General features: G+C 59.3%; 28 protein-coding genes and 1 other RNA gene. 11 read left to right on the forward strand and 18 right to left on the reverse strand.

All coding sequences use genetic code 11. From position 1 onward, the window contains the following. On the forward strand, nt 1-205 hold a 205-nt coding region (locus MLD24_RS17180), incomplete at its 5' end, for a ZrgA family zinc uptake protein (RefSeq protein ID WP_248168305.1). Between the two features lie 18 nt (nt 206-223). Here the strand turns inward: MLD24_RS17180 and MLD24_RS17185 are convergent. Further along, nucleotides 224-727, reverse strand: coding sequence for a DUF3299 domain-containing protein (locus MLD24_RS17185; protein WP_227172499.1), 504 nt, complete (start codon nt 725-727; stop codon nt 224-226). Between the two features lie 86 nt (nt 728-813). Between MLD24_RS17185 and MLD24_RS17190 the strand changes: the two genes are divergently transcribed. The 7 genes from MLD24_RS17190 to MLD24_RS17220 all read left to right on the forward strand — a co-directional run bounded on the left by MLD24_RS17190 (nt 814) and on the right by MLD24_RS17220 (nt 5,436). Beyond that, nucleotides 814-1,512, forward strand: coding sequence for an ABC transporter ATP-binding protein (locus MLD24_RS17190; RefSeq protein WP_227172500.1), 699 nt, complete (start codon nt 814-816; stop codon nt 1,510-1,512). After that, the gene (locus tag MLD24_RS17195) at nt 1,509-2,789 is read left to right on the forward strand and encodes an ABC transporter permease (RefSeq protein ID WP_248168307.1); all 1,281 of its coding nucleotides are present in this window, start codon (nt 1,509-1,511) and stop codon (nt 2,787-2,789) included. The genes MLD24_RS17190 and MLD24_RS17195 overlap by 4 nt, the downstream gene beginning before the upstream one ends. A gap of 158 nt (nt 2,790-2,947) precedes the next feature. Then, nucleotides 2,948-3,154 carry a TIGR02449 family protein gene (locus tag MLD24_RS17200; protein WP_227172502.1) on the forward strand — a complete coding sequence of 69 codons (207 nt, stop codon included), beginning with the start codon at nt 2,948-2,950 and terminating at the stop codon, nt 3,152-3,154. After that, nucleotides 3,154-3,444 carry a cell division protein ZapA gene (locus MLD24_RS17205; RefSeq protein WP_227172503.1) on the forward strand — a complete coding sequence of 97 codons (291 nt, stop codon included), beginning with the start codon at nt 3,154-3,156 and terminating at the stop codon, nt 3,442-3,444. The genes MLD24_RS17200 and MLD24_RS17205 overlap by 1 nt, the downstream gene beginning before the upstream one ends. A gap of 65 nt (nt 3,445-3,509) precedes the next feature. Next, nucleotides 3,510-3,689: non-coding RNA, 6S RNA (ssrS, locus tag MLD24_RS17210), on the forward strand. Nucleotides 3,690-3,981: 292 nt separating this feature from the next. After that, nucleotides 3,982-4,671 (forward strand): PEP-CTERM sorting domain-containing protein, encoded by a 690-nt coding sequence (locus MLD24_RS17215; RefSeq protein ID WP_248168309.1) that lies wholly within the window; start codon nt 3,982-3,984, stop codon nt 4,669-4,671. Nucleotides 4,672-4,809: 138 nt separating this feature from the next. Then, a complete protein-coding gene (locus MLD24_RS17220; protein ID WP_248168311.1) occupies nt 4,810-5,436 on the forward strand; it encodes a 5-formyltetrahydrofolate cyclo-ligase in 627 nt (208 codons plus the stop codon). On the opposite strand, the gene MLD24_RS17225 is transcribed toward MLD24_RS17220, so the two are convergent. Both MLD24_RS17225 and ilvA read right to left on the reverse strand, forming a co-directional pair. Further along, complete coding sequence (locus MLD24_RS17225; RefSeq protein ID WP_227172506.1) at nt 5,424-5,570, reverse strand: hypothetical protein; 147 nt, start codon at nt 5,568-5,570, stop codon at nt 5,424-5,426. The two genes, MLD24_RS17220 and MLD24_RS17225, sit on opposite strands and share 13 nt — an antisense overlap. Before the next feature lie 241 nt (nt 5,571-5,811). Next, complete coding sequence (gene ilvA, locus MLD24_RS17230) at nt 5,812-7,344, reverse strand: threonine ammonia-lyase, biosynthetic (RefSeq protein WP_248168313.1); 1,533 nt, start codon at nt 7,342-7,344, stop codon at nt 5,812-5,814. A gap of 179 nt (nt 7,345-7,523) precedes the next feature. Between ilvA and rpiA the strand changes: the two genes are divergently transcribed. From rpiA to ppa, 3 genes are all read left to right on the forward strand, one after another. Further along, on the forward strand, nt 7,524-8,207 hold the full coding sequence (gene rpiA / locus MLD24_RS17235; protein WP_248168315.1) for a ribose-5-phosphate isomerase RpiA: 684 nt from the start codon (nt 7,524-7,526) through the stop codon (nt 8,205-8,207). 183 nt (nt 8,208-8,390) lie between these two features. Next, nucleotides 8,391-9,548 (forward strand): acyl-CoA dehydrogenase family protein, encoded by a 1,158-nt coding sequence (locus MLD24_RS17240; protein WP_248168317.1) that lies wholly within the window; start codon nt 8,391-8,393, stop codon nt 9,546-9,548. A 152-nt stretch (nt 9,549-9,700) separates the two neighbouring features. Continuing rightward, the gene (gene ppa / locus MLD24_RS17245) at nt 9,701-10,228 is read left to right on the forward strand and encodes an inorganic diphosphatase (RefSeq protein ID WP_227172510.1); all 528 of its coding nucleotides are present in this window, start codon (nt 9,701-9,703) and stop codon (nt 10,226-10,228) included. A gap of 108 nt (nt 10,229-10,336) precedes the next feature. Here ppa and rplQ read toward each other — a convergent pair whose 3' ends face one another. The 15 genes from rplQ to rplE form a co-directional block, all read right to left on the reverse strand. Then, on the reverse strand, nt 10,337-10,735 hold the full coding sequence (gene rplQ, locus MLD24_RS17250) for a 50S ribosomal protein L17 (RefSeq protein ID WP_227172511.1): 399 nt from the start codon (nt 10,733-10,735) through the stop codon (nt 10,337-10,339). Between the two features lie 37 nt (nt 10,736-10,772). Next, a complete protein-coding gene (locus MLD24_RS17255; protein WP_227172512.1) occupies nt 10,773-11,777 on the reverse strand; it encodes a DNA-directed RNA polymerase subunit alpha in 1,005 nt (334 codons plus the stop codon). 35 nt (nt 11,778-11,812) lie between these two features. Next, complete coding sequence (rpsD, locus tag MLD24_RS17260) at nt 11,813-12,433, reverse strand: 30S ribosomal protein S4 (RefSeq protein ID WP_248168320.1); 621 nt, start codon at nt 12,431-12,433, stop codon at nt 11,813-11,815. A gap of 18 nt (nt 12,434-12,451) precedes the next feature. Further along, nucleotides 12,452-12,841, reverse strand: coding sequence for a 30S ribosomal protein S11 (gene rpsK, locus MLD24_RS17265; protein ID WP_007153992.1), 390 nt, complete (start codon nt 12,839-12,841; stop codon nt 12,452-12,454). 13 nt (nt 12,842-12,854) lie between these two features. Beyond that, complete coding sequence (gene rpsM / locus MLD24_RS17270; protein WP_227172514.1) at nt 12,855-13,211, reverse strand: 30S ribosomal protein S13; 357 nt, start codon at nt 13,209-13,211, stop codon at nt 12,855-12,857. A 139-nt stretch (nt 13,212-13,350) separates the two neighbouring features. Then, a complete protein-coding gene (rpmJ, locus tag MLD24_RS17275; protein ID WP_004580765.1) occupies nt 13,351-13,464 on the reverse strand; it encodes a 50S ribosomal protein L36 in 114 nt (37 codons plus the stop codon). Nucleotides 13,465-13,493: 29 nt separating this feature from the next. Next, on the reverse strand, nt 13,494-14,816 hold the full coding sequence (gene secY / locus MLD24_RS17280) for a preprotein translocase subunit SecY (RefSeq protein WP_227172515.1): 1,323 nt from the start codon (nt 14,814-14,816) through the stop codon (nt 13,494-13,496). 17 nt (nt 14,817-14,833) lie between these two features. Beyond that, complete coding sequence (gene rplO, locus MLD24_RS17285) at nt 14,834-15,268, reverse strand: 50S ribosomal protein L15 (RefSeq protein WP_227172516.1); 435 nt, start codon at nt 15,266-15,268, stop codon at nt 14,834-14,836. Nucleotide 15,269: 1 nt separating this feature from the next. Beyond that, entirely contained in the window at nt 15,270-15,458 is a 189-nt protein-coding gene (gene rpmD / locus MLD24_RS17290; protein WP_227172517.1) for a 50S ribosomal protein L30, read from the reverse strand. Between the two features lie 4 nt (nt 15,459-15,462). Continuing rightward, nucleotides 15,463-15,963 (reverse strand): 30S ribosomal protein S5, encoded by a 501-nt coding sequence (rpsE, locus tag MLD24_RS17295; RefSeq protein WP_227172518.1) that lies wholly within the window; start codon nt 15,961-15,963, stop codon nt 15,463-15,465. 12 nt (nt 15,964-15,975) lie between these two features. Beyond that, entirely contained in the window at nt 15,976-16,323 is a 348-nt protein-coding gene (rplR, locus tag MLD24_RS17300; protein WP_227172519.1) for a 50S ribosomal protein L18, read from the reverse strand. A 9-nt stretch (nt 16,324-16,332) separates the two neighbouring features. After that, a complete protein-coding gene (rplF, locus tag MLD24_RS17305; RefSeq protein ID WP_227172520.1) occupies nt 16,333-16,866 on the reverse strand; it encodes a 50S ribosomal protein L6 in 534 nt (177 codons plus the stop codon). A 12-nt stretch (nt 16,867-16,878) separates the two neighbouring features. After that, nucleotides 16,879-17,271, reverse strand: coding sequence for a 30S ribosomal protein S8 (gene rpsH, locus MLD24_RS17310; protein WP_227172521.1), 393 nt, complete (start codon nt 17,269-17,271; stop codon nt 16,879-16,881). A gap of 90 nt (nt 17,272-17,361) precedes the next feature. Next, entirely contained in the window at nt 17,362-17,667 is a 306-nt protein-coding gene (rpsN, locus tag MLD24_RS17315) for a 30S ribosomal protein S14 (RefSeq protein ID WP_227172522.1), read from the reverse strand. Nucleotides 17,668-17,679: 12 nt separating this feature from the next. Next, on the reverse strand, nt 17,680-18,219 hold the full coding sequence (rplE, locus tag MLD24_RS17320) for a 50S ribosomal protein L5 (RefSeq protein WP_227172523.1): 540 nt from the start codon (nt 18,217-18,219) through the stop codon (nt 17,680-17,682). Nucleotides 18,220-18,232: the final 13 nt, after the last annotated feature.

Genomic DNA, 18,232 nt, shown 5'->3' on the forward strand with positions numbered 1-18,232 from the left:
CGACGAAGAGCCTGGCAGCGTCCATCGCGATGTCGAGGTCAGTCAGCAGATTGTGTGCGAGGGGCAGGTGGCCGACGTGCGACTGGAATCCACACTGTTCCAACGCTTCCCCAACCTGGAAAGCCTGCGGGTCGAGTGGGTCACCGACCAGGCCCAGGGCAGCCACCGCCTGAGCCTGGATCAGCCGGGCTTCGAGCTGCCCTGAGCAGCGCCGATACCGGTGTCAGTAAAGCTCCACCGACTCGGCCTGGATGGTGTAGGAGGCGGCGGCCACGTCGTTCTCCACCCGCTCAGTACGCAGGGTGCCCTCAACCCACACCGGCTCGTACAACACTTCAAGCTGGATGCCCTGAGGGTATTTGACGTGGATAATCTGGTTCGGCGGCGGTGGCGGCACATGGATACAGGCGCCAAAATACGGCACCAGGAAGAATTCCAGTATGCGCATGTCGCCGGTGGTTTTCAGCGGTACCACAAACCCCGGAATACGGCCTTCGACGCCATTCATCGCCGGTACTACCCGTCCGGTCATGATTTCGTCAGGCAGGCTGGCAGGACCATCGCCTTCGTGCTCCACTTCCGGCAGGTTGTTCAGCAGTGCCAGATCGCTCTCCGGCATCAGTTCCAGCCAGTCGATTTCCCGTGCCGATTCATCGGCCGAGGCCGGAACCAGCCACAGCAACTGAATCAGGCACAGGGCGGCAATGCCAAGCCGTTTTGCCAACATGCAATATGCTCCCAATAAAGTGATGCTCCGATGCTACACCAACTCCACAACACCAGCACAGTGACTCCCGACCAAGCGACGCCGACATGACTTTTTCCCAGACAGACCTTGAGGAGACTCCCGCCCTGCGAACCCGGGACCTCCGTTTCCGCTGGAGCCCTGCCGATCCCTGGCTGGCCTTTCCGGACTTGACCCTGGCGCCCGGCACCAACCTGTTCCTGAAAGGCCCCAGTGGCAGCGGCAAGAGTACCCTGCTGAGCCTGGTGTGCGGGCTCGCCGCGCCGCAACAGGGCCGAATCGAGGTGATGGGCCAGGACCTCGGCCAGCTGTCACGGGGCGAACGGGATGCCCTGCGAGCCAATCACCTAGGGGTGATTTTTCAGCAGTTCAACCTGGTGCCCTATCTCTCGGTAACCGCCAACACCCTGCTGCCCTGCCGGCTCTCCGCAGGCCGTCGCGACCGCACCGAACCCGCGCCGGACGCGGAGGCAAAGCGGCTGCTGAGTGCCCTGGCGGTGCCGTCACGGCTGTGGTCCAAACCCGTCACTCAACTCAGCGTCGGCCAGCAGCAGCGGGTGGCGGCGGCACGGGCACTGATCGGAGCGCCCCGGCTGATCCTGGCGGACGAACCCACCTCGGCACTGGACCGGGAGAACAGAGACCGCTTTCTGGAGTTGCTGCTGACCCTGGCCGGGGAGCGCCGGACCTCGGTACTGTTCGTCAGCCACGATGACACCCTGGCCCGCCACTTTGACCACCTGATCACCCTGGGAGATCCCGCATGAGCCCGCGTCTGCCATTGTCGCTCGCCCTGGCACTGGCCAGCATCTGGCATCGCCGGGGCATACTCAGTCTGGTGACCCTGACACTGACCCTCAGCATCATGCTGTTGCTGGGCATTCAGTACCTGCGCACAGAGGTGCGCCAGTCTTTCACCAGCACCATCGCCGGCACCGACCTGATCGTCGGCGCCCGCAGCGGCCAGCTCAACCTGCTGCTGTACTCGGTGTTCCACATCGGTGATGCCACCAACAACATCCGCTGGTCCAGCTACCAGCAACTCCGGGACGACCCGCGCATCGACTGGCTGGTGCCACTGTCCCTCGGCGACAGCTACCGCGGCTTCCGGGTGGTGGGGACCGATCAGGGCATGCCCGAACACTTCCGCTATGGCGACGACCAGTCACTGGCGCTGGCCCAGGGACGCTGGTTTGACGATCTGTTCGACGTGGTGCTGGGGGCCGAGGTGGCGCGCCGCTTCCAGCACCGGCTGGAAGATGAACTGGTACTGGCCCATGGCGGTGGCAGCACCAGCTTCCTTCGCCATGACCAGACCCCCTTCACCGTCAGCGGCATCCTGGCGCCCACCGGCACGCCGGTGGATCGGGCGGTCTACATCAGCCTGGCCGGACTGGAGGCCATTCATATCGGCTGGGAATCCGGCGTGCCATTGCCTGGGCGCACCGTCAGCGCCGATGTGGCGCGGCAACGGGATCTGTCACCTAAGGCCATTACCGCCGCCCTGGTTGGTATTGAGCGCAAAGTGCTGACTTTTCAGGTACAGCGCCAGATCAACCAGTTCCAGGGGGAACCGCTGACGGCCATTCTGCCCGGCGTGGCCCTGAGCGAACTGTGGCGACTGATGGGCCAGTTCGAGCGCACCCTGCTGGGCATCACCGGTTTTGTGGTGATCACCAGCCTGATCGGGCTGACCGCGGTGCTGCTGACCCTGCAGGTGCATCGCCGCCAGGAGATCGCCATCCTGCGGGCAACCGGCGCGTCACCGCTGCTGATTGCCCGCCTGTACCTGATCGAATGCGGCCTGCTGGCAATGCTGTCCTGTGTGCTTGCGGTGGCTCTGGGCGCCGGTCTGTTGGCCATGCTGGGGCCGTGGCTGCTGGAGCATTACGGCCTGCAGATCCGCCTGCGCGCCCTGGACCGCATGGAATGGCTGATTCTCGCCAGTGTGCCGCTGGCGGCCATGGCGGTGGCACTGATTCCCGCCCTGCGGGGCTGGTGGCAGGGACGCAGGCCACAGTTTGGGACCGCGTCGACGGAATAACATCCCTGTAAATTGACCGGGTTAGAGTCCATACTTATAGTTACTGGGCCCCTGTCAGGTGGCGGGAACAGCCCCACGCTGCCCCGGCCCGGCTGGCCGGGGTTCTCGCACCACCGATCTTTTCAACCCGACCTTTCAACCGGTACCTTGGACACGCCATGGAACAGTCCGAATTGCAGGCATTAGCGGACAAGCTCGACAGGCTGATCGAACGCTGTAACAAACTGGAGCAGGACAACGCCGCAATGCGGGCGCAACAGGAAGACTGGCAGCGGGAACGTGCCCAGCTGATCCAGAAGAACGACCTTGCCAAGAACAAGGTGGAAGCCATGATCGGCCGTCTCAGGGCCCTGGAGCAGCACTGATGTCAGATACCGCCACCACGGTTGAAGTCAAAATTCTCGACAAGGAGTACCTGGTCGCCTGCCCCGAGGAGCAGCGTCAGGCACTGATGGAAGCCGCCGGCCACCTGGATCGCAAGATGCGGGAAATCCGCAGCAGTGGCAAGGTCTTCGGCACCGAGCGCATTGCCGTCATGGCCGCCCTCAACATCACCCACGAGCTGCTGCACCATGACAGCCTGTCCGACGCCTCCAGTCGTATCCTCGAGGCCATGAGCGACAAGCTGGACGAGGCCCTGTCTCCCGCTGAGTAGTTGATTCAGCGGCACCGTTAAAATCCGGTTTGCAATCGCCCCCGGTGATCACTCTATAATAGGCCAACTTCCTGGGTTGTTCGCTGGTCGGATACGTCCTCGAGCCGATGCGCACTACCCAGGCGGCCACTTCAGGGCATTGTGAGCATGTCCCCTGCGGGGGAAAGCCTAATATGTCACAGCGGCCGCCGACCTTGAACCTTGGGTTCAAGGGCCACATCCGATAACGGCAACCCGGGAAGCTTTTCTCCCCTCATCTCGCAGTAACCCTCCTCAACCGCACTCGCCAGCAGCGCCGGCCACCTGGGCCATAGGCAGACAGCCCATCAACTGTTTCCAGTGGATTACAGCGCTCACCCCGAGCTGTCGACATGCTTTACAGATAACGCAGCCTGGCCACCGCCACTTAAACACAACGCAATGATTTAATTGACGTATAGCCATGTAGGTTCGCTTCTTGCCTATTGCACACTGCAATCAATAATGACCAGCCACCCTGACCGGCTGCGATCAAACGACTACATGGAGTGCATCCCAATGACAGTGAAACAGTCCCTGCTCGGCTTCGCCGTTCTCGCCGCCAGTTCCACCGCCCTGGCTGTGCCGGTTACCACCAACTACACCGCCGGCACCGCTTACACCACCACCGGTCTGTCCAGCTTTTCCACCGGTGCTAACGACATGGAAGGCCTGAGCATTACCGCCCAGTTCAGTAATGGCACCACCGATACCGCCGCCCTCAACGGCAGCGGCAGCGCCAACGGCGCGGGCTGGTCGGTCTCTTTCAGCGGCGCCACCACCTTCAACCAACCGTGGACCGTCAACGCCAGCAACACCTCTGGCTCACTGATCGAACAGCTGATTTTCAGCGGCTCCAGCGGCGATACCGTTTTTGACGTACTCGGCGGTGGCGAGTACACCCCGGGCTCAGCCAATGGCCGTGCCATCGACAACGCCAGCTACAGCGGCAGCACCGTCAGCGACGTAGTTGCCACCTACACCAACCAGGTGTCACTGAACGGCACCTTCTTTGGTGACCTGTACGAAACCCTGATCCTCAGCTTCAACCAGGGCCTGGCCAGTAACGACAGCTTCTCCTTCGTGACTGACACCGACAACTCCGCCATCGAAGGCGACATCCGCGTCGACGTTCCGGAGCCCGGCACCCTGGCCCTGCTGGGTCTCGGTCTGGTAGGCCTGACCGCCGCTCGCAAGCGCTCAGCCTGAATCCCCGGCCGGCCACTCACCGTGGCCGGCTTTTTGTTTCTCATCCCACTGGACGCCCAACCTTCCTCATTCGTATCCTGAGCACCCCTGCCGGTCCCGCGCCGAGCCTCCTCCAGCCACAGGATATGCCACCACGTTATGCGTCTTCCGCTTGCTGCCCCGTTTGAACCACACCCGGAACAGTCATCACGTCACCAGATTCGCAAGGCCCTGCGCCGGCGACGCCGCTCCCTGTCCCGGCACCAGCAGCGACAGGCCGCTAGCGCCCTCGCCCAACGCCTGATGGCCAGTCCGGCGCTGTACCGGGCCAGGCACATCGGCATCTACCTCGCCAATGACGGTGAGATCGACCCCGCCCCCTACGTGACCGCCGCCCGGCAAAGGGGGGTTCAGTTCTACCTGCCGGTGCTACACCGCTTTCGCGATGGCCACATGGAATTTGTCCCGTACAACGAAACCACGCCGCTACAGCCGAACCGTTTTGGCATCCCGGAACCGGTGTTTAACGGTGGCCACGGGCGCCCGACCTGGGCGCTGGACGCGGTACTGATGCCGCTGGTGGGGTTCGATCTGGAAGGTGGACGTCTGGGGATGGGAGGAGGTTTCTACGACCGGACGTTTGAGTTTGTCCGCCAGACGCCAAGGCTGGCGCCCAAGTTGATTGGCCTGGCCCATGAGATACAACGGGTGGTGCGGCTGCCGATTGAGCCCTGGGACATCCCGCTTGATGGCATTGTCACGGATCAGTGCCGCTACCGGGTCTGAGCCTCGCTGGCGGGCTCCCCGGCGTCAGGCCGTTTTCCCTGCTCGGAGGCCTGCAGGGAGGCGAAACCGGTAATGGCGAGCCCGATGGCGAAGATCAGGACAATGGTCCGGATCATATCTGGCTTGCGATGCATGAGGTGTGCTCTCCGTTCGCGCAGTAGCTTGCGCCAACCACGTCCGGGACCACGCTGCCCCGGACGTCTGATGTGTCGTCACCGCTTGCAACCAGAGTTGAATGAGCCGAAACAGCCCTTGGATAAAGCGTGAAAATCAAGCGGTAAAACGAACTTTGCAGAATCTACCGGAAGATTATCACGCATCTGACAACTTACAATTTATTACGAATTAACATTTATTAATGTACTACCGGTTAGCTCAGGAGGAGCCGTTACCGGCGCCCAGAAACAGCCGATAGGCCTCATTATCGGTCATGTCCTGAAAGCGGAAGCCGACCTTGTCGAGCATGGCCTGAAACGCCTCGGTATCGCCCTCATCCACCTGCGCCCCCATGAGCACACGGCTGTACGCGGCGCCATGATTGCGGTAGTGGAACATGGAGATGTTCCAGCGGGTGCCCAGTGACATCAGGAACTTCAGCAGCGCCCCCGGACGCTCAGGAAACTCGAACTGGTAGACACGCTCGTTGCTGACACTGGGAGCATGGCCGCCAACCATGTGGCGGATGTGCTGCTTGGCCAGATCGGAATCGGTCAGGTCCACCACACCGTAGCCGTTCTCCCGCAGCTCCTGCACCAGCTCATCCCGGCCCAGGCCGCCTTGCTGGATCTGGATGCCGACAAAAATACAGGCCTCGTCGGCATTGGCGTAGCGGTAGTTGAACTCGGTGATGCTGCGCTTGTGCAACGCCTTGATAAAACTCTTGAAAGCTCCCGGGCGTTCGGGAATGGTGACCGCCAGGATGGCCTCCCGCTTTTCACCAATCTCCGTGCGCTCAGACACATAGCGCAAGCGATCAAAGTTCATGTTGGCGCCACTGAGGACCCCCGCCAGGTTTTCACCCTCAATCTGCTCCCGCTCGATGTACTTCTTGATACCGGCCACCGCCAGCGCCCCAGCAGGCTCGGTGATGGAACGGGTATCGTCAAAGACGTCCTTGATGGCGGCACAGATTTCGTCGGTGGAGACGGTGATGACCTCATCCACGGTGTCCTTGCAGATCTCCCAGGGGTGCTTGCCGATGCGCTTGACCGCCACCCCATCGGCGAAGATTCCCACCTCATCCAGAGTCACCCGCTCGCCGGCCGCCAACGCCGCCTGAAGGCAGTTGGAATCCTCCGGCTCGACACCGATCACCCGGATTTCCGGGCGCAGGTACTTGATGTAGGCAGCCATCCCGGCAACCAGACCGCCACCCCCGACCGGGATGAACACCGCATGCAGGGGCTGGGAGAACTGCCACATCAGCTCCATCGCCACGGTCCCCTGGCCGGCAATCACGTCGGGATCATCAAACGGCGGAATGTAAGTCAGCCCCTGCTTCTCCACCAGTTCCGCAGCGTGGGCCGCGGCTTCATCGTAGGCGTCGCCACGCAGCACCACTTTGGCGCCGTGATTGCGTACCGACCGCACCTTGATCTCCGGCGTGGTCTGGGGCATCACGATCACCGCCTTGATGCCCAACTGCTTGGCCGCCAGCGCGACACCCTGGGCGTGGTTGCCCGCTGACGCGCAGATCACGCCCTTGGCTTTCTGCTCTTCGGAGAGTTGGGCAATGCGGTTATAGGCCCCCCGAATCTTGAAAGAGAATACCGGCTGCAGATCTTCACGCTTGAGAATAATCCGGTTTTCGAAACGACGGGACAGGTTGCGGGCTTCGGTCAGGGGCGTTTCGATCGCCACGTCATAGACGCGGGCATCCAGGATTTTTTTGATGTAGCGTTGCGGCATAATCTCTGATTCCGTAAATAAGGCCAAAACCGGCGCTGTCGACGGACGGCGGCAAGCGACTGTTTCGCGCAAGGAAAAACCCACAGTGTAGAAAGTTTCCCGGGGCCACGTCTATAACCCCTCCAGGCTGGCGGCTATAATAGCGGCAATTTTCGCCACCGACGTACCCGGAGCCCAGCATGAACCAGGACCAACTGAAGCAGGCCGTGGCCAAGGCCGCCCTCGACTACATCGCCCCTCGCCTCGACAGCGACAGCATCATCGGGGTCGGCACCGGCAGTACCGCCAACTTCTTCATCGACCTGCTGGCCGACCTCCGCACCGAATTTGACGGCGCCGTCGCCAGCTCCGAGTCCACCGCAGAGCGCCTCCGCGGCCATGGCATTCCGGTGTACGACCTCAACAGTGCCGGCACTCTGGAGTTCTATGTCGATGGAGCCGATGAAACCAATGAACGGCTGGAACTGATCAAAGGCGGCGGCGCGGCCCTGACCCGTGAGAAGATTGTTGCCGCGGTCGCCAAGACCTTTATCTGCATTGCCGATGACAGCAAGAAAGTCGACATTCTGGGGGCGTTTCCGCTGCCGGTCGAAGTCATCCCCATGGCCCGCAGCCATGTCGGCCGAGAAATCGTCAAATTGGGCGGTGACCCGGTCTACCGTGAGGGCGTCACCACCGACAACGGCAACATCATCATCGATGTCCACAACCTGGACATCAGCCGCCCGATCCATGTGGAAGAGCAGCTCAACCAGATCGTGGGCGTGGTGACCAACGGGCTGTTTGCCCGACGCCCCGCTGACCTGCTGCTGCTCGGCACCGCTGACGGTGTCCAGAGCATCGCCCGCCCCAGCGCACACTGAAGCCAGCCCCTTCCACCCACCTTCTCACTCGTGAAAGCCCCCCATCAAGGGGCTTTCAGGTATTCAGAATCCCCACCCGGCTTCCAGGTCTGCCCCAGAGAGCCAAACGGCACCAACGGACAATACCAAGCGCTTGCTTGGTACCTCGTTATCGGTGACACTGCCAAAAACACCAACAATTCGATGGCCGGGGAGATCACCGTGACCGAGTACTTCAACGAGACCCACCAGCAGGTCCGTCAGACCGTGCGCAAGTTCATCAGCAGCCATGTCCTGCCCCACATTCAGGACTGGGAAGAAGCCGGGGAGTTTCCCCGTGAGCTATACCGACTGGCAGGCGATGCCGGTTTGCTGGGGATCGGCTTCCCGGAGAACCTGGGCGGTACCGGCGAAGGCGATGTGTTCCTGAAGGTGGCCGTCTCCGAGGAACTGATGCGCTCCACATCGGGTGGCCTGGTGGCTAGCCTGGGGTCGCTCGATATTGGTCTACCGCCAGTGGCCAAGTGGGCCAGACCCGAGGTCCGCGACCAGATCGTGCCCCCGGTGCTTCGCGGCGAGAAGATCGCCGCCCTCGCCATCACCGAGCCTGGCGGCGGCTCCGATGTCGCCAGTCTGCGCACCCGGGCCGTCCGGGATGGCGATCACTATGTGGTGAATGGCAGCAAGACTTTCATTACCAGCGGTCACCGGGCCGATCACTATACCGTTGCGGTTCGAACCGGTGGCGAGGGCCATGGCGGCATCAGCCTACTGCTGATCGACCGGGACACCCCGGGCTTCAGCACCGGCGGCAAATTGAAGAAGATGGGTTGGTGGGCCAGCGACACCGCGGAACTGTTCTTTGAAGACTGCCGGGTACCGGCAGACCGATTGATTGGGGCGGAGAACGCCGGCTTCATCGCCATCATGAGCAATTTCCTGCAGGAACGGCTGATGCTGACCATCATGGCCTACATGACCGCACAGATCGCCCTGGAGGAGAGCCTGCAGTACAGCCAGCAACGCCAGGCGTTCGGCCGCTCCATTGATCGCTTCCAGGTCAACCGTCACAAGCTGGTGGACATGGCGACCCAGATCGACGTCGCCCGCGAATACGCCTACCGCTGTGCCGCTCTGATGCAGGCGGGCAAGAACCCGATCAAGGAAGTGGCAATGGCCAAGAACTTCGCCGTTCAGGTGTGCGAGTCGGTCACCCGGGAGGCCGTACAGCTGCACGGCGGCATGGGATACATGCGTGAGTCGGTGGTCGAGCGGCTGTATCGGGACGCCAAGATCCTGTCCATCGGCGGCGGCACCGATGAGATCATGAAAGAACTGATCGCCAAACAGATGAAGCTCTGACCGTTTCGCGGACCGACTTTGCCTTTGAAGGGCTTCGCCGGATGATGGCAAGCCCGAACCTACCATGGTTGAGTTTCGGACAGCGGCGGATCGACGTATAATTGCGGCCACTTTTCAGCCCCGTTTAACCGACCCCTGAGAAAGGACCGATTATGAACTTCGATCACATTCCCGCCGGCAAAAACCCGCCCGAAGACATCTACGTGGCTATTGAGATTCCAGCCAACAGCTCGCCAGTCAAATACGAGCTGGACAAGGACATGGGCGCACTGATGGTGGATCGCTTCATGGCCACTCCGATGTTCTACCCGGCCAACTACGGTTTCATCCCTCACACCCTGGCCGACGATGGCGACCCGCTGGACGTTTTGGTGGTGACCCCATACCCGGTACAGGCCGGTTCGGTGATTCGCTGTCGCCCGGTTGGCGTGCTGAACATGGAAGATGAAGCTGGCGGCGACGCCAAGCTGGTTGCCGTGCCACACGACAAGCTGACCACGGCCTACAGCAACATCAAGGACATCGAAGACCTGCCGCAACTGCTGCGCGACCAGATCCAGCACTTCTTCGAGAACTACAAGACCCTCGAAGCTGGCAAGTGGGTCAAAGTCCAGGGCTGGGCGAATGCCGAAGAAGCCCGCAAGGCCGTGGAAGCGTCCGTAGCCGCTTACAAGGGCTGATCCCAAGGGGATGGCGTCACGGAGTCATGGCTTGCCAGGCTCCGTGATTCAGACACAAAAAAACCGGCACCCGAAGGCGCCGGTTTTTTTATGGCCCGAAGGCGAGGATTAATCCTCGTCTTCGTCCACTTCTTCCGCTTCGATATCCAGAGGACGACCGACCAGCTCAACATAAGCCATAGGCGCGTTGTCACCGGCACGGAAACCACACTTCAGAATACGAAGGTAGCCACCCGGACGCTCGGAGTAACGCGGTCCCAGCTCTTCGAACAGCTTCGCTACCGCTGCGTCGTTGCGCAGACGGGAGAAAGCCAGACGACGGTTGGCAACCGAGTCGGTTTTGGACAGTGTGATCAACGGCTCTGCTACCCGACGAAGCTCTTTCGCTTTCGGGAGCGTCGTTTTGATCAGCTCGTGCTCAACCAGCGACGCTGCCATGTTACGAAACATGGCTTTGCGATGCGCACTGGTCCTGTTGAACTTACGACCACTCTTACGATGACGCATTGCTCTGATTCCTTAACTTAAACTACCAATTCGGCGATTAACCGCCCAGAACCCGGTCGTCGCCACGAAGGCTCGCCGGCGGCCAGTTATCAAGACGCATACCCAAGGACAGACCACGCGAGGCCAGTACGTCCTTGATCTCGGTAAGCGACTTCTTACCCAGGTTAGGCGTCTTCAGCAGCTCCACTTCGGTGCGCTGAATCAGATCGCCGATGTAGTAAATGTTTTCTGCCTTCAAGCAGTTGGCTGAACGCACGGTCAGCTCCAGATCATCCACCGGACGCAGCAGAATCGGATCAATTTCTTCCTCTTCCTCTACGCGCTCCGGCTCTTTCTCGTGATCGAAGTCGACAAACACTGCCAGCTGTTGCTGGAGAATGGTCGCGGCCCGACGAATCGCTTCTTCCGGGTCGATGGTACCATTGGTCTCCAGATCAATAACCAGCTTGTCCAGGTCCGTACGCTGCTCAACACGGGCACTTTCAACCGCGTAGGCAACACGACGTACCGGACTGTACGTTGCGTCCAGCTGCAGGCGTCCAATCGCGCGGGTCTCGTCTTCGTCCAGACCACGCTGGTCAGCGGCCTCGTATCCGCGACCACGAACAATCTTGAGACGCATGTTCATGTCACCGTTGTCGCTCAGGTGACAGATCACGTGCTCAGGATTCGCAATCTCGACGTTGTGATCCAGCTTGATATCGCCGGCCGTGACAGGACCCGGACCTTTCTTGCTGAGGGTCAGCTCAGCTTCGTCCCGATCGGCCATCTTGACGGCCACACCCTTGAGATTCAGAAGAATCTCAATGACATCCTCCTGGACACCCTCGATCGCGCTGTACTCATGCAGCACACCGTCAATCTGCGCCTCAGTGATGGCACAGCCCGGCATGGACGACAAGAGTATCCGACGCAGTGCACTGCCGAGGGTATGACCAAAGCCACGCTCAAGCGGCTCCAGAGTTACCTTGGCACGAGTGCTGCTCGATTCCTTTACGTCGATGGTACGAGGTGTCAATAACTCATGTACTGAACGCTGCATAGACGCCCCTATCTGCTCTCGTTGCTAACTGGGCTTTACTTCGAGTAAAGCTCGACGATGAGGTTCTCGTTGATGTCGGCCGGCAGTTCAATGCGCTCAGGCACTGACTTATAAACGCCTGACATCTTGCTGGCGTCGACCTCTACCCAGCTCACAGGAGCGCGACCGGCAGCGATATCCAGAGCGCCTTTGATGCGCAGCTGGTTCTTTGCCTTCTCACGGATGCTCACAACGTCGCCCGGCTTGACCTGGTAGGAAGGAATGTTCACTACCTTGTCGTTCACCAGAATCGCTTTGTGAGAAACGAGCTGACGGGATTCAGCACGGGTCGAACCAAAACCCATGCGGTAAACTACGTTGTCCAGACGACCTTCCAGAAGCTGCAGCAGGTTTTCACCTGTTGCACCCTTCAGGCGGGCAGCCTCGGCGTAATAGTTGCGGAACTGCTTTTCCAGAACGCCGTAGATACGACGAACCTTCTGCTTTTCACGCAGCTGGACACCGTACTCGGACAGGCGGCCACGACGAGCGCCGTGCATGCCTGGCGGAGTTTCGATGTTACACTTTGAATCGAGTGCGCGAGCACCGCTCTTCAGAAAAAGATCTGTCCCTTCGCGACGAGACAGTTTACATTTTGGACCTATGTAACGTGCCATATCTCACTGTCTCCTGTCTTAGACGCGGCGCTTCTTGGGCGGACGACAGCCGTTGTGCGGAATCGGCGTCACATCTGTGATGTTGGTGATCTTGTAGCCGCACGCGTTCAGCGCACGAACTGCAGATTCCCGTCCGGGCCCAGGACCCTTAACCTCTACATCCAGGTTTTTAAGGCCGTATTCAGCAGCCGCGTTACCGGCTCTTTCAGCTGCTACCTGCGCAGCAAAAGGTGTACTCTTACGTGACCCGCGGAACCCGGAACCACCGGAGGTAGCCCAGGACAGGACGTTGCCCTGACGATCAGAAATGGTCACGATGGTGTTGTTGAAGGACGCGTGGATGTGCGCGACGCCATCAACAACCGTCTTTTTCACCTTTTTACGGGTACGTGTACCTGGCTTTGCCATGTTTGCCTACCTGTTACTTGCGAATAGGTTTGCGAGGACCTTTACGGGTGCGAGCGTTGGTCTTCGTGCGCTGGCCACGGACAGGCAGTCCATGACGGTGACGCAGACCACGGAAGCAGCCGAGATCCTTCAAACGCTTAATGTTCATCTGAACTTCACGACGCAGATCGCCTTCGACAGTCAGCTTGCCCACTTCGGTACGAAGTGCTTCAACCTGATCGTCGGAGAGGTCTTTAACCTTGGCGTCCGGCTGTACGCCGGCTGCATCGCAAAGCTTCTGAGCTGCTGTCCGACCAACCCCAAAAATGTAGGTCAGTGAGATAACAGCATGTTTGTTGTCGGGTATATTGACACCGGCTATACGTGCCATTCAGATTACTCCGCATTCAAAGCTTTGCTGTGTGAATTTTCCGCCACAAAAAGGGCGCGAAATAATAGCGCCTGACCAGAAAAAGATCAAGCGCTACTATCCCGTACCCCGGCAATGTCAGAATCCGATTCCTGAGGAATCAGCCCTGGCGCTGCTTGTGACGAGGCTCCGTGCAGATGACTCGAACTGAGCCATTGCGACGAATTACTTTGCAGTTACGGCAAATTTTCTTTACCGAAGCGCGTACTTTCATTGTCCACTCCAGTTTTCAAGGGGAACGGCTTAGCCGTTCCGACCATAGCCCTTGAGATTGGACTTCTTCATCAGCGATTCATACTGATGGGACATCAGGTGAGACTGCACCTGCGCCATGAAATCCATCACCACGACTACAACAATCAACAGCGACGTACCACCCAGATAGAAAGGCACGTTCCCGGCTACCATCAGGAACTGAGGGAACAGGGACACCGCTGCGATATAGATCGCACCGAACAGAGTCAGTCGAGTCAAGACACCGTCGATGTACTTGGCGGTCTGATCACCAGGACGAATCCCGGGGATAAACGCGCCGGACCGCTTGAGGTTGTCGGCCACTTCCTTGGGGTTATACATCAACGCCGTGTAGAAGTAGCAGAAGAATACCACAGCTACCGCGAACAGGATGATATACAACGGCTGACTCGGGGCCAGTGCCTGGGACAGACTGCCCAGCCACTCCATACCTTCGCCCTGCCCAAACCACTGACCCAGCGACGCCGGAAACAGCAGAATGGAGGAAGCGAAGATCGGCGGAATAACGCCGGCCATGTTGACTTTCAACGGCAAGTGGCTGGATTGCTGGGCAAACACCCGGCGCCCCTGCTGCCGCTTGGCATAGTTGATCGTCAATCGACGCTGACCACGCTCCATGAACACCACGAAGCCAACCACAACCACCGCGAGGAGGCCAATTGCCAGCACCACCAGCAGGTTCATCTCGCCGCTGCGGGCCTGCTCCAGGGTCTGACCGATCGCGCCCGGCAAGCCGGCCACGATACCCGCGAAGATCAGCAACGAAATACCGTTACCGATACCGCGCTCAGTGATCTGCTCACCCAGCCACATCATGAAGACAGCGCCACATACAAACGACACCACCGCCACAAAGTGGAAGTTGAAGCTGTCACTGAAGGTGACTCCCTGGGAAGCCAGTCCTACAGAAATGCCAAGACCCTGGACCAGGGCCAGGATCACGGTTCCGTAACGAGTGTACTGACTGATCTTGCGTCGTCCCGCCTCGCCTTCTTTCTTCAGCTGCTCAAGCTGCGGACTGACCGCAGTCATGAGCTGCATGATGATCGAGGCCGAGATGTAGGGCATGATCCCCAACGCGAAGATACTCATCCGCTCAAGCGCACCACCGGAAAACATGTTGAACAGACTCAGGATTGTGCCCTGATTCTGATCAAACAGTGCCGCCAGCCGATCGGGATTGATACCCGGCACCGGGATGTGGGCACCGATCCGGTACACCAACAGTGCCAGCAGTACAAACCAGAGCCGCGAACGCAGCTCTGCCAGTCCTTTTCCCGCGCCAGCAGGCAATGATGCTGTCTTGGCCATTTAGTCCTCGACTCGTCTTAGTCCTCGACTTTTCCGCCCGCGGCTGTAATCGCCTCACGAGCGCCTTTGGTAACCTTCAAGCCCTTGACGGTCACCGCACGGCTCAACTCGCCGGACAGGATAACCTTGGCAGAACGGATCTCCTCACGGATGATGTCCGCTTTTTTCAGGGCTTCCAGATCAACCACGTCGCCTTCCACCTTTGCCAGCTCATTCAGGCGGATTTCCGCCACGTAACGCTGCTGACGGGAAGTAAAGCCGTACTTGGGCAGACGGCGAGCCAGCGGCTGCTGACCACCCTCAAATCCCGGTGCGACGGAGCCGCCAGAACGGGACTTCAGACCTTTGTGACCACGACCACCGGTTTTACCGAGACCGCTACCGATACCGCGACCGACGCGCTTGGCGCTCGGGCGTGAACCGGGTTCCGGACTAAGTTCGTTCAAACGCATCTTAGTTCTCCTCCACCCGTACCAGGTAGTTCACCTTGTTGATCATGCCGCGAACGGAAGGAGTATCCTCCACTTCCACGGTATGACCGATTTTGCGAAGACCCAGGCCCTTCACACACAGTTTGTGGTTGGGCTGACAGCTGATCGGGCTGCGGGTCAGTGTAACCTTGATCTTTTTAGCATTCGCCATGACTTCAACCCAGAATGTCTTCCACGGTCTTGCCGCGCTTAGCTGCGATATCTTCAGGCGACTTCATTGCCTGGAGACCCTTGATAGTGGAACGGACCACGTTGACCGGATTGGTCGAGCCGTAACACTTGGACAGTACGTTCTGAACACCGGCCACTTCCAGTACCGCACGCATCGCACCACCGGCGATGATTCCAGTACCTTCGGACGCAGGCTGCATGTACACCTTGGAACCGCCGTGAACGGCTTTAACCGGGTACTGCAAGGTGGTGCCGTCGAGAGCAACGTCCACCATGTTCTTACGCGCGGCTTCCATAGCCTTCTGGATCGCAACCGGCACTTCACGTGCCTTGCCACGACCAAAGCCTACACGGCCTTTGCCATCACCCACTACGGTCAGTGCGGTGAAAGCGAAAATACGGCCACCTTTTACGACTTTGGCGACCCGGTTTACCTGAACCAGCTTTTCCTGGAGCTCAGGCGCTTTCTGATCGTTAACGCTCATCTTCTCCACCTCTTAGAATTGCAAGCCAGCTTCACGGGCCGCGTCGGCGAGTGCCTGAACACGGCCGTGATAACGGTAACCGGAACGGTCAAAGGCGACCTTTTCAACACCAGCCGCCTTGGCACGTTCAGCGATCAGCTGACCGACCTTCTTGGCGGCTTCCACGTTACCGGTTGCACCCTGGCGCAACTCTTTGTCCAACGTGGAGGCAGAAGCCAGCACTTTGCTGCCATCGGCAGTGGTGACCTGGGCGTACATGTGCCGGGGCGTACGGTGTACGCTCAGACGGTTACTACCCAGTTCACGAATCTTCATGCGCACCTTACGTGCGCGACGCAGTCTTTCGTTATTCGCGCTCATAGTCCCGCCTTATTTCTTCTTGGCTTCTTTGCGTCTGACCTGCTCATCCGCATAACGAACACCTTTACCTTTATAAGGCTCGGGCGGACGGTAAGCGCGGATTTCCGCAGCGACTTGGCCAACCTGTTGCTTGTCGATCCCGCGGATAACAACTTCCGTCTGGGAAGGCGTTTCAGCGGTGATCCCCTCGGGCAGCTCGTGCTCGACCGGGTGAGAGAAACCCAGTGTCAGATTGAGCTTCTTACCCTGCGCCTGGGCACGGTATCCAACGCCCACAAGCTGGAGTTTACGCTCGAAGCCCGCAGACACACCGGTGACCATGTTGTTGACCAGCGCACGGGTGGTACCTGCGAGAGCGCGGGACTGCTTGGCGCCATCACGAGCGGCGAAGCGCAGAACGTTTTCTTCCTGCGTAACTTCGACGGCCTGATGTACGGTGAGTTGAAGCGCTCCTTTAGAGCCCTTCACATTGATTTCCTGTCCGTTCAGCTTAACCTCAACACCGGAAGGCAGAACGACAGGATTATTGGCAACCCTGGACATCGTTATCTCCCTTTAGAATACGGTGCAGATGACTTCGCCACCCACGCCGGCGGAACGCGCGGCACGGTCAGTCATTACGCCCTTGGACGTAGAGACAATGGCGACACCCAAACCACCGGCTACTTTCGGCAGTTCCCCAGCGCCACGGTACTGGCGCAGACTCGGGCGGCTGGCCCGCTGAATGTCTTCGATAACGGGCTTGCCGCCGAAGTATTTCAGGGTAATGGTCAGCTCAGGCTTGGCGTCGGCTGAAACGGAAAAGTCTTCAACGTAACCTTCGTCCTTCAGGACCTGGGCTACGGAGACCTTGATTTTGGAAGACGGCATGGCCACGTCGGCCTTCTGTGCCATCTGTGCATTACGAATACGAGTGATCATATCCGCAAGCGTGTCTTGCATACTCATCGGTATGAGGCTCCTGATCTTTTTAGTTGTGCAGCGGCTTGCCGCACCGCTTACCAACGGGCACCTTCTCCTTGCGGGAAGGCGCCAATCTTACCAGCTAGACTTGGTCAGACCCGGTACGTCGCCACGCATGCCGGCTTCACGCAGTTTAATGCGGGACAGCTGGAACTTGCGCAGGACGCCGTGGGGACGGCCAGTTACCTGACAACGATTACGGAGACGTACCGGGTTCGCATTACGAGGCAGCTTCTGCAGCTTCATCTGCGCATCCCAACGGTCTTCGTCGCTGGAGTTCGGGTTCTTGATGATCGCCTTGAGCTCTGCACGCTTCGCTGCGAATTTCGCAACGGTTTTTTCGCGCTTGAGCTCTCGGTTCTTCATGGAAACCTTTGCCATAACACGGATTCCTTATTTCTTGAACGGAAAGCCGAACGCTTTCAGCAGTTCACGACCTTCGTCATCGGTACCGGCTGAGGTGGTGATGGTGATATCCAGACCACGGATCTTGTCGACTTTGTCGTACTCGATCTCGGGGAAGATAATCTGCTCACGCACACCCATGCTGTAGTTGCCGCGACCGTCGAAAGACTTCGGGTTCAGACCACGGAAGTCACGAACGCGAGGAATCGCGATGTGAACCAGACGGTCGAAGAAGTCCCACATACGCTCGCCGCGCAGGGTTACCTTGCAGCCAATCGGCCAGCCTTCACGGATTTTGAAACCCGCAACAGACTTGCGAGCCTTGGTAACAACAACTTTCTGACCAGCCAGACGCTCCAGATCCGCGACGGCATTCTCGATCAGCTTCTTGTCACCTACAGCTTCGCCGACACCCATGTTCAGGGTGATCTTCTCGATACGCGGCACCTGCATCACGTTCTTGTAGCCGAACTCTTTCTGCAGGGCAGGTACCACTTCCTTACTGTACTGCTCTTTCATGTTAAGCATCGTAACCACCACC

This window comes from Marinobacter xestospongiae (assembly GCF_023156385.1).
Lineage (GTDB): Bacteria > Pseudomonadota > Gammaproteobacteria > Pseudomonadales > Oleiphilaceae > Marinobacter > Marinobacter xestospongiae.

Bases quoted from the DNA above. Each gene is read 5' to 3' on its own strand.
- MLD24_RS17185 (WP_227172499.1), bottom strand. From the start codon at position 727: ATGTTGGCAAAACGGCTTGGCATTGCCGCCCTGTGCCTGATTCAGTTG.
- MLD24_RS17190 (WP_227172500.1), top strand. From the start codon at position 814: ATGACTTTTTCCCAGACAGACCTTGAGGAGACTCCCGCCCTGCGAACC.
- MLD24_RS17195 (WP_248168307.1), top strand. From the start codon at position 1,509: ATGAGCCCGCGTCTGCCATTGTCGCTCGCCCTGGCACTGGCCAGCATC.
- MLD24_RS17200 (WP_227172502.1), top strand. From the start codon at position 2,948: ATGGAACAGTCCGAATTGCAGGCATTAGCGGACAAGCTCGACAGGCTG.
- MLD24_RS17205 (WP_227172503.1), top strand. From the start codon at position 3,154: ATGTCAGATACCGCCACCACGGTTGAAGTCAAAATTCTCGACAAGGAG.
- MLD24_RS17215 (WP_248168309.1), top strand. From the start codon at position 3,982: ATGACAGTGAAACAGTCCCTGCTCGGCTTCGCCGTTCTCGCCGCCAGT.
- MLD24_RS17220 (WP_248168311.1), top strand. From the start codon at position 4,810: ATGCGTCTTCCGCTTGCTGCCCCGTTTGAACCACACCCGGAACAGTCA.
- MLD24_RS17225 (WP_227172506.1), bottom strand. From the start codon at position 5,570: ATGCATCGCAAGCCAGATATGATCCGGACCATTGTCCTGATCTTCGCC.
- ilvA (WP_248168313.1), bottom strand. From the start codon at position 7,344: ATGCCGCAACGCTACATCAAAAAAATCCTGGATGCCCGCGTCTATGAC.
- rpiA (WP_248168315.1), top strand. From the start codon at position 7,524: ATGAACCAGGACCAACTGAAGCAGGCCGTGGCCAAGGCCGCCCTCGAC.
- MLD24_RS17240 (WP_248168317.1), top strand. From the start codon at position 8,391: ATGGCCGGGGAGATCACCGTGACCGAGTACTTCAACGAGACCCACCAG.
- ppa (WP_227172510.1), top strand. From the start codon at position 9,701: ATGAACTTCGATCACATTCCCGCCGGCAAAAACCCGCCCGAAGACATC.
- rplQ (WP_227172511.1), bottom strand. From the start codon at position 10,735: ATGCGTCATCGTAAGAGTGGTCGTAAGTTCAACAGGACCAGTGCGCAT.
- MLD24_RS17255 (WP_227172512.1), bottom strand. From the start codon at position 11,777: ATGCAGCGTTCAGTACATGAGTTATTGACACCTCGTACCATCGACGTA.
- rpsD (WP_248168320.1), bottom strand. From the start codon at position 12,433: ATGGCACGTTACATAGGTCCAAAATGTAAACTGTCTCGTCGCGAAGGG.
- rpsK (WP_007153992.1), bottom strand. From the start codon at position 12,841: ATGGCAAAGCCAGGTACACGTACCCGTAAAAAGGTGAAAAAGACGGTT.
- rpsM (WP_227172514.1), bottom strand. From the start codon at position 13,211: ATGGCACGTATAGCCGGTGTCAATATACCCGACAACAAACATGCTGTT.
- rpmJ (WP_004580765.1), bottom strand. From the start codon at position 13,464: ATGAAAGTACGCGCTTCGGTAAAGAAAATTTGCCGTAACTGCAAAGTA.
- secY (WP_227172515.1), bottom strand. From the start codon at position 14,816: ATGGCCAAGACAGCATCATTGCCTGCTGGCGCGGGAAAAGGACTGGCA.
- rplO (WP_227172516.1), bottom strand. From the start codon at position 15,268: ATGCGTTTGAACGAACTTAGTCCGGAACCCGGTTCACGCCCGAGCGCC.
- rpmD (WP_227172517.1), bottom strand. From the start codon at position 15,458: ATGGCGAATGCTAAAAAGATCAAGGTTACACTGACCCGCAGCCCGATC.
- rpsE (WP_227172518.1), bottom strand. From the start codon at position 15,963: ATGAGCGTTAACGATCAGAAAGCGCCTGAGCTCCAGGAAAAGCTGGTT.
- rplR (WP_227172519.1), bottom strand. From the start codon at position 16,323: ATGAGCGCGAATAACGAAAGACTGCGTCGCGCACGTAAGGTGCGCATG.
- rplF (WP_227172520.1), bottom strand. From the start codon at position 16,866: ATGTCCAGGGTTGCCAATAATCCTGTCGTTCTGCCTTCCGGTGTTGAG.
- rpsH (WP_227172521.1), bottom strand. From the start codon at position 17,271: ATGAGTATGCAAGACACGCTTGCGGATATGATCACTCGTATTCGTAAT.
- rpsN (WP_227172522.1), bottom strand. From the start codon at position 17,667: ATGGCAAAGGTTTCCATGAAGAACCGAGAGCTCAAGCGCGAAAAAACC.
- rplE (WP_227172523.1), bottom strand. From the start codon at position 18,219: ATGCTTAACATGAAAGAGCAGTACAGTAAGGAAGTGGTACCTGCCCTG.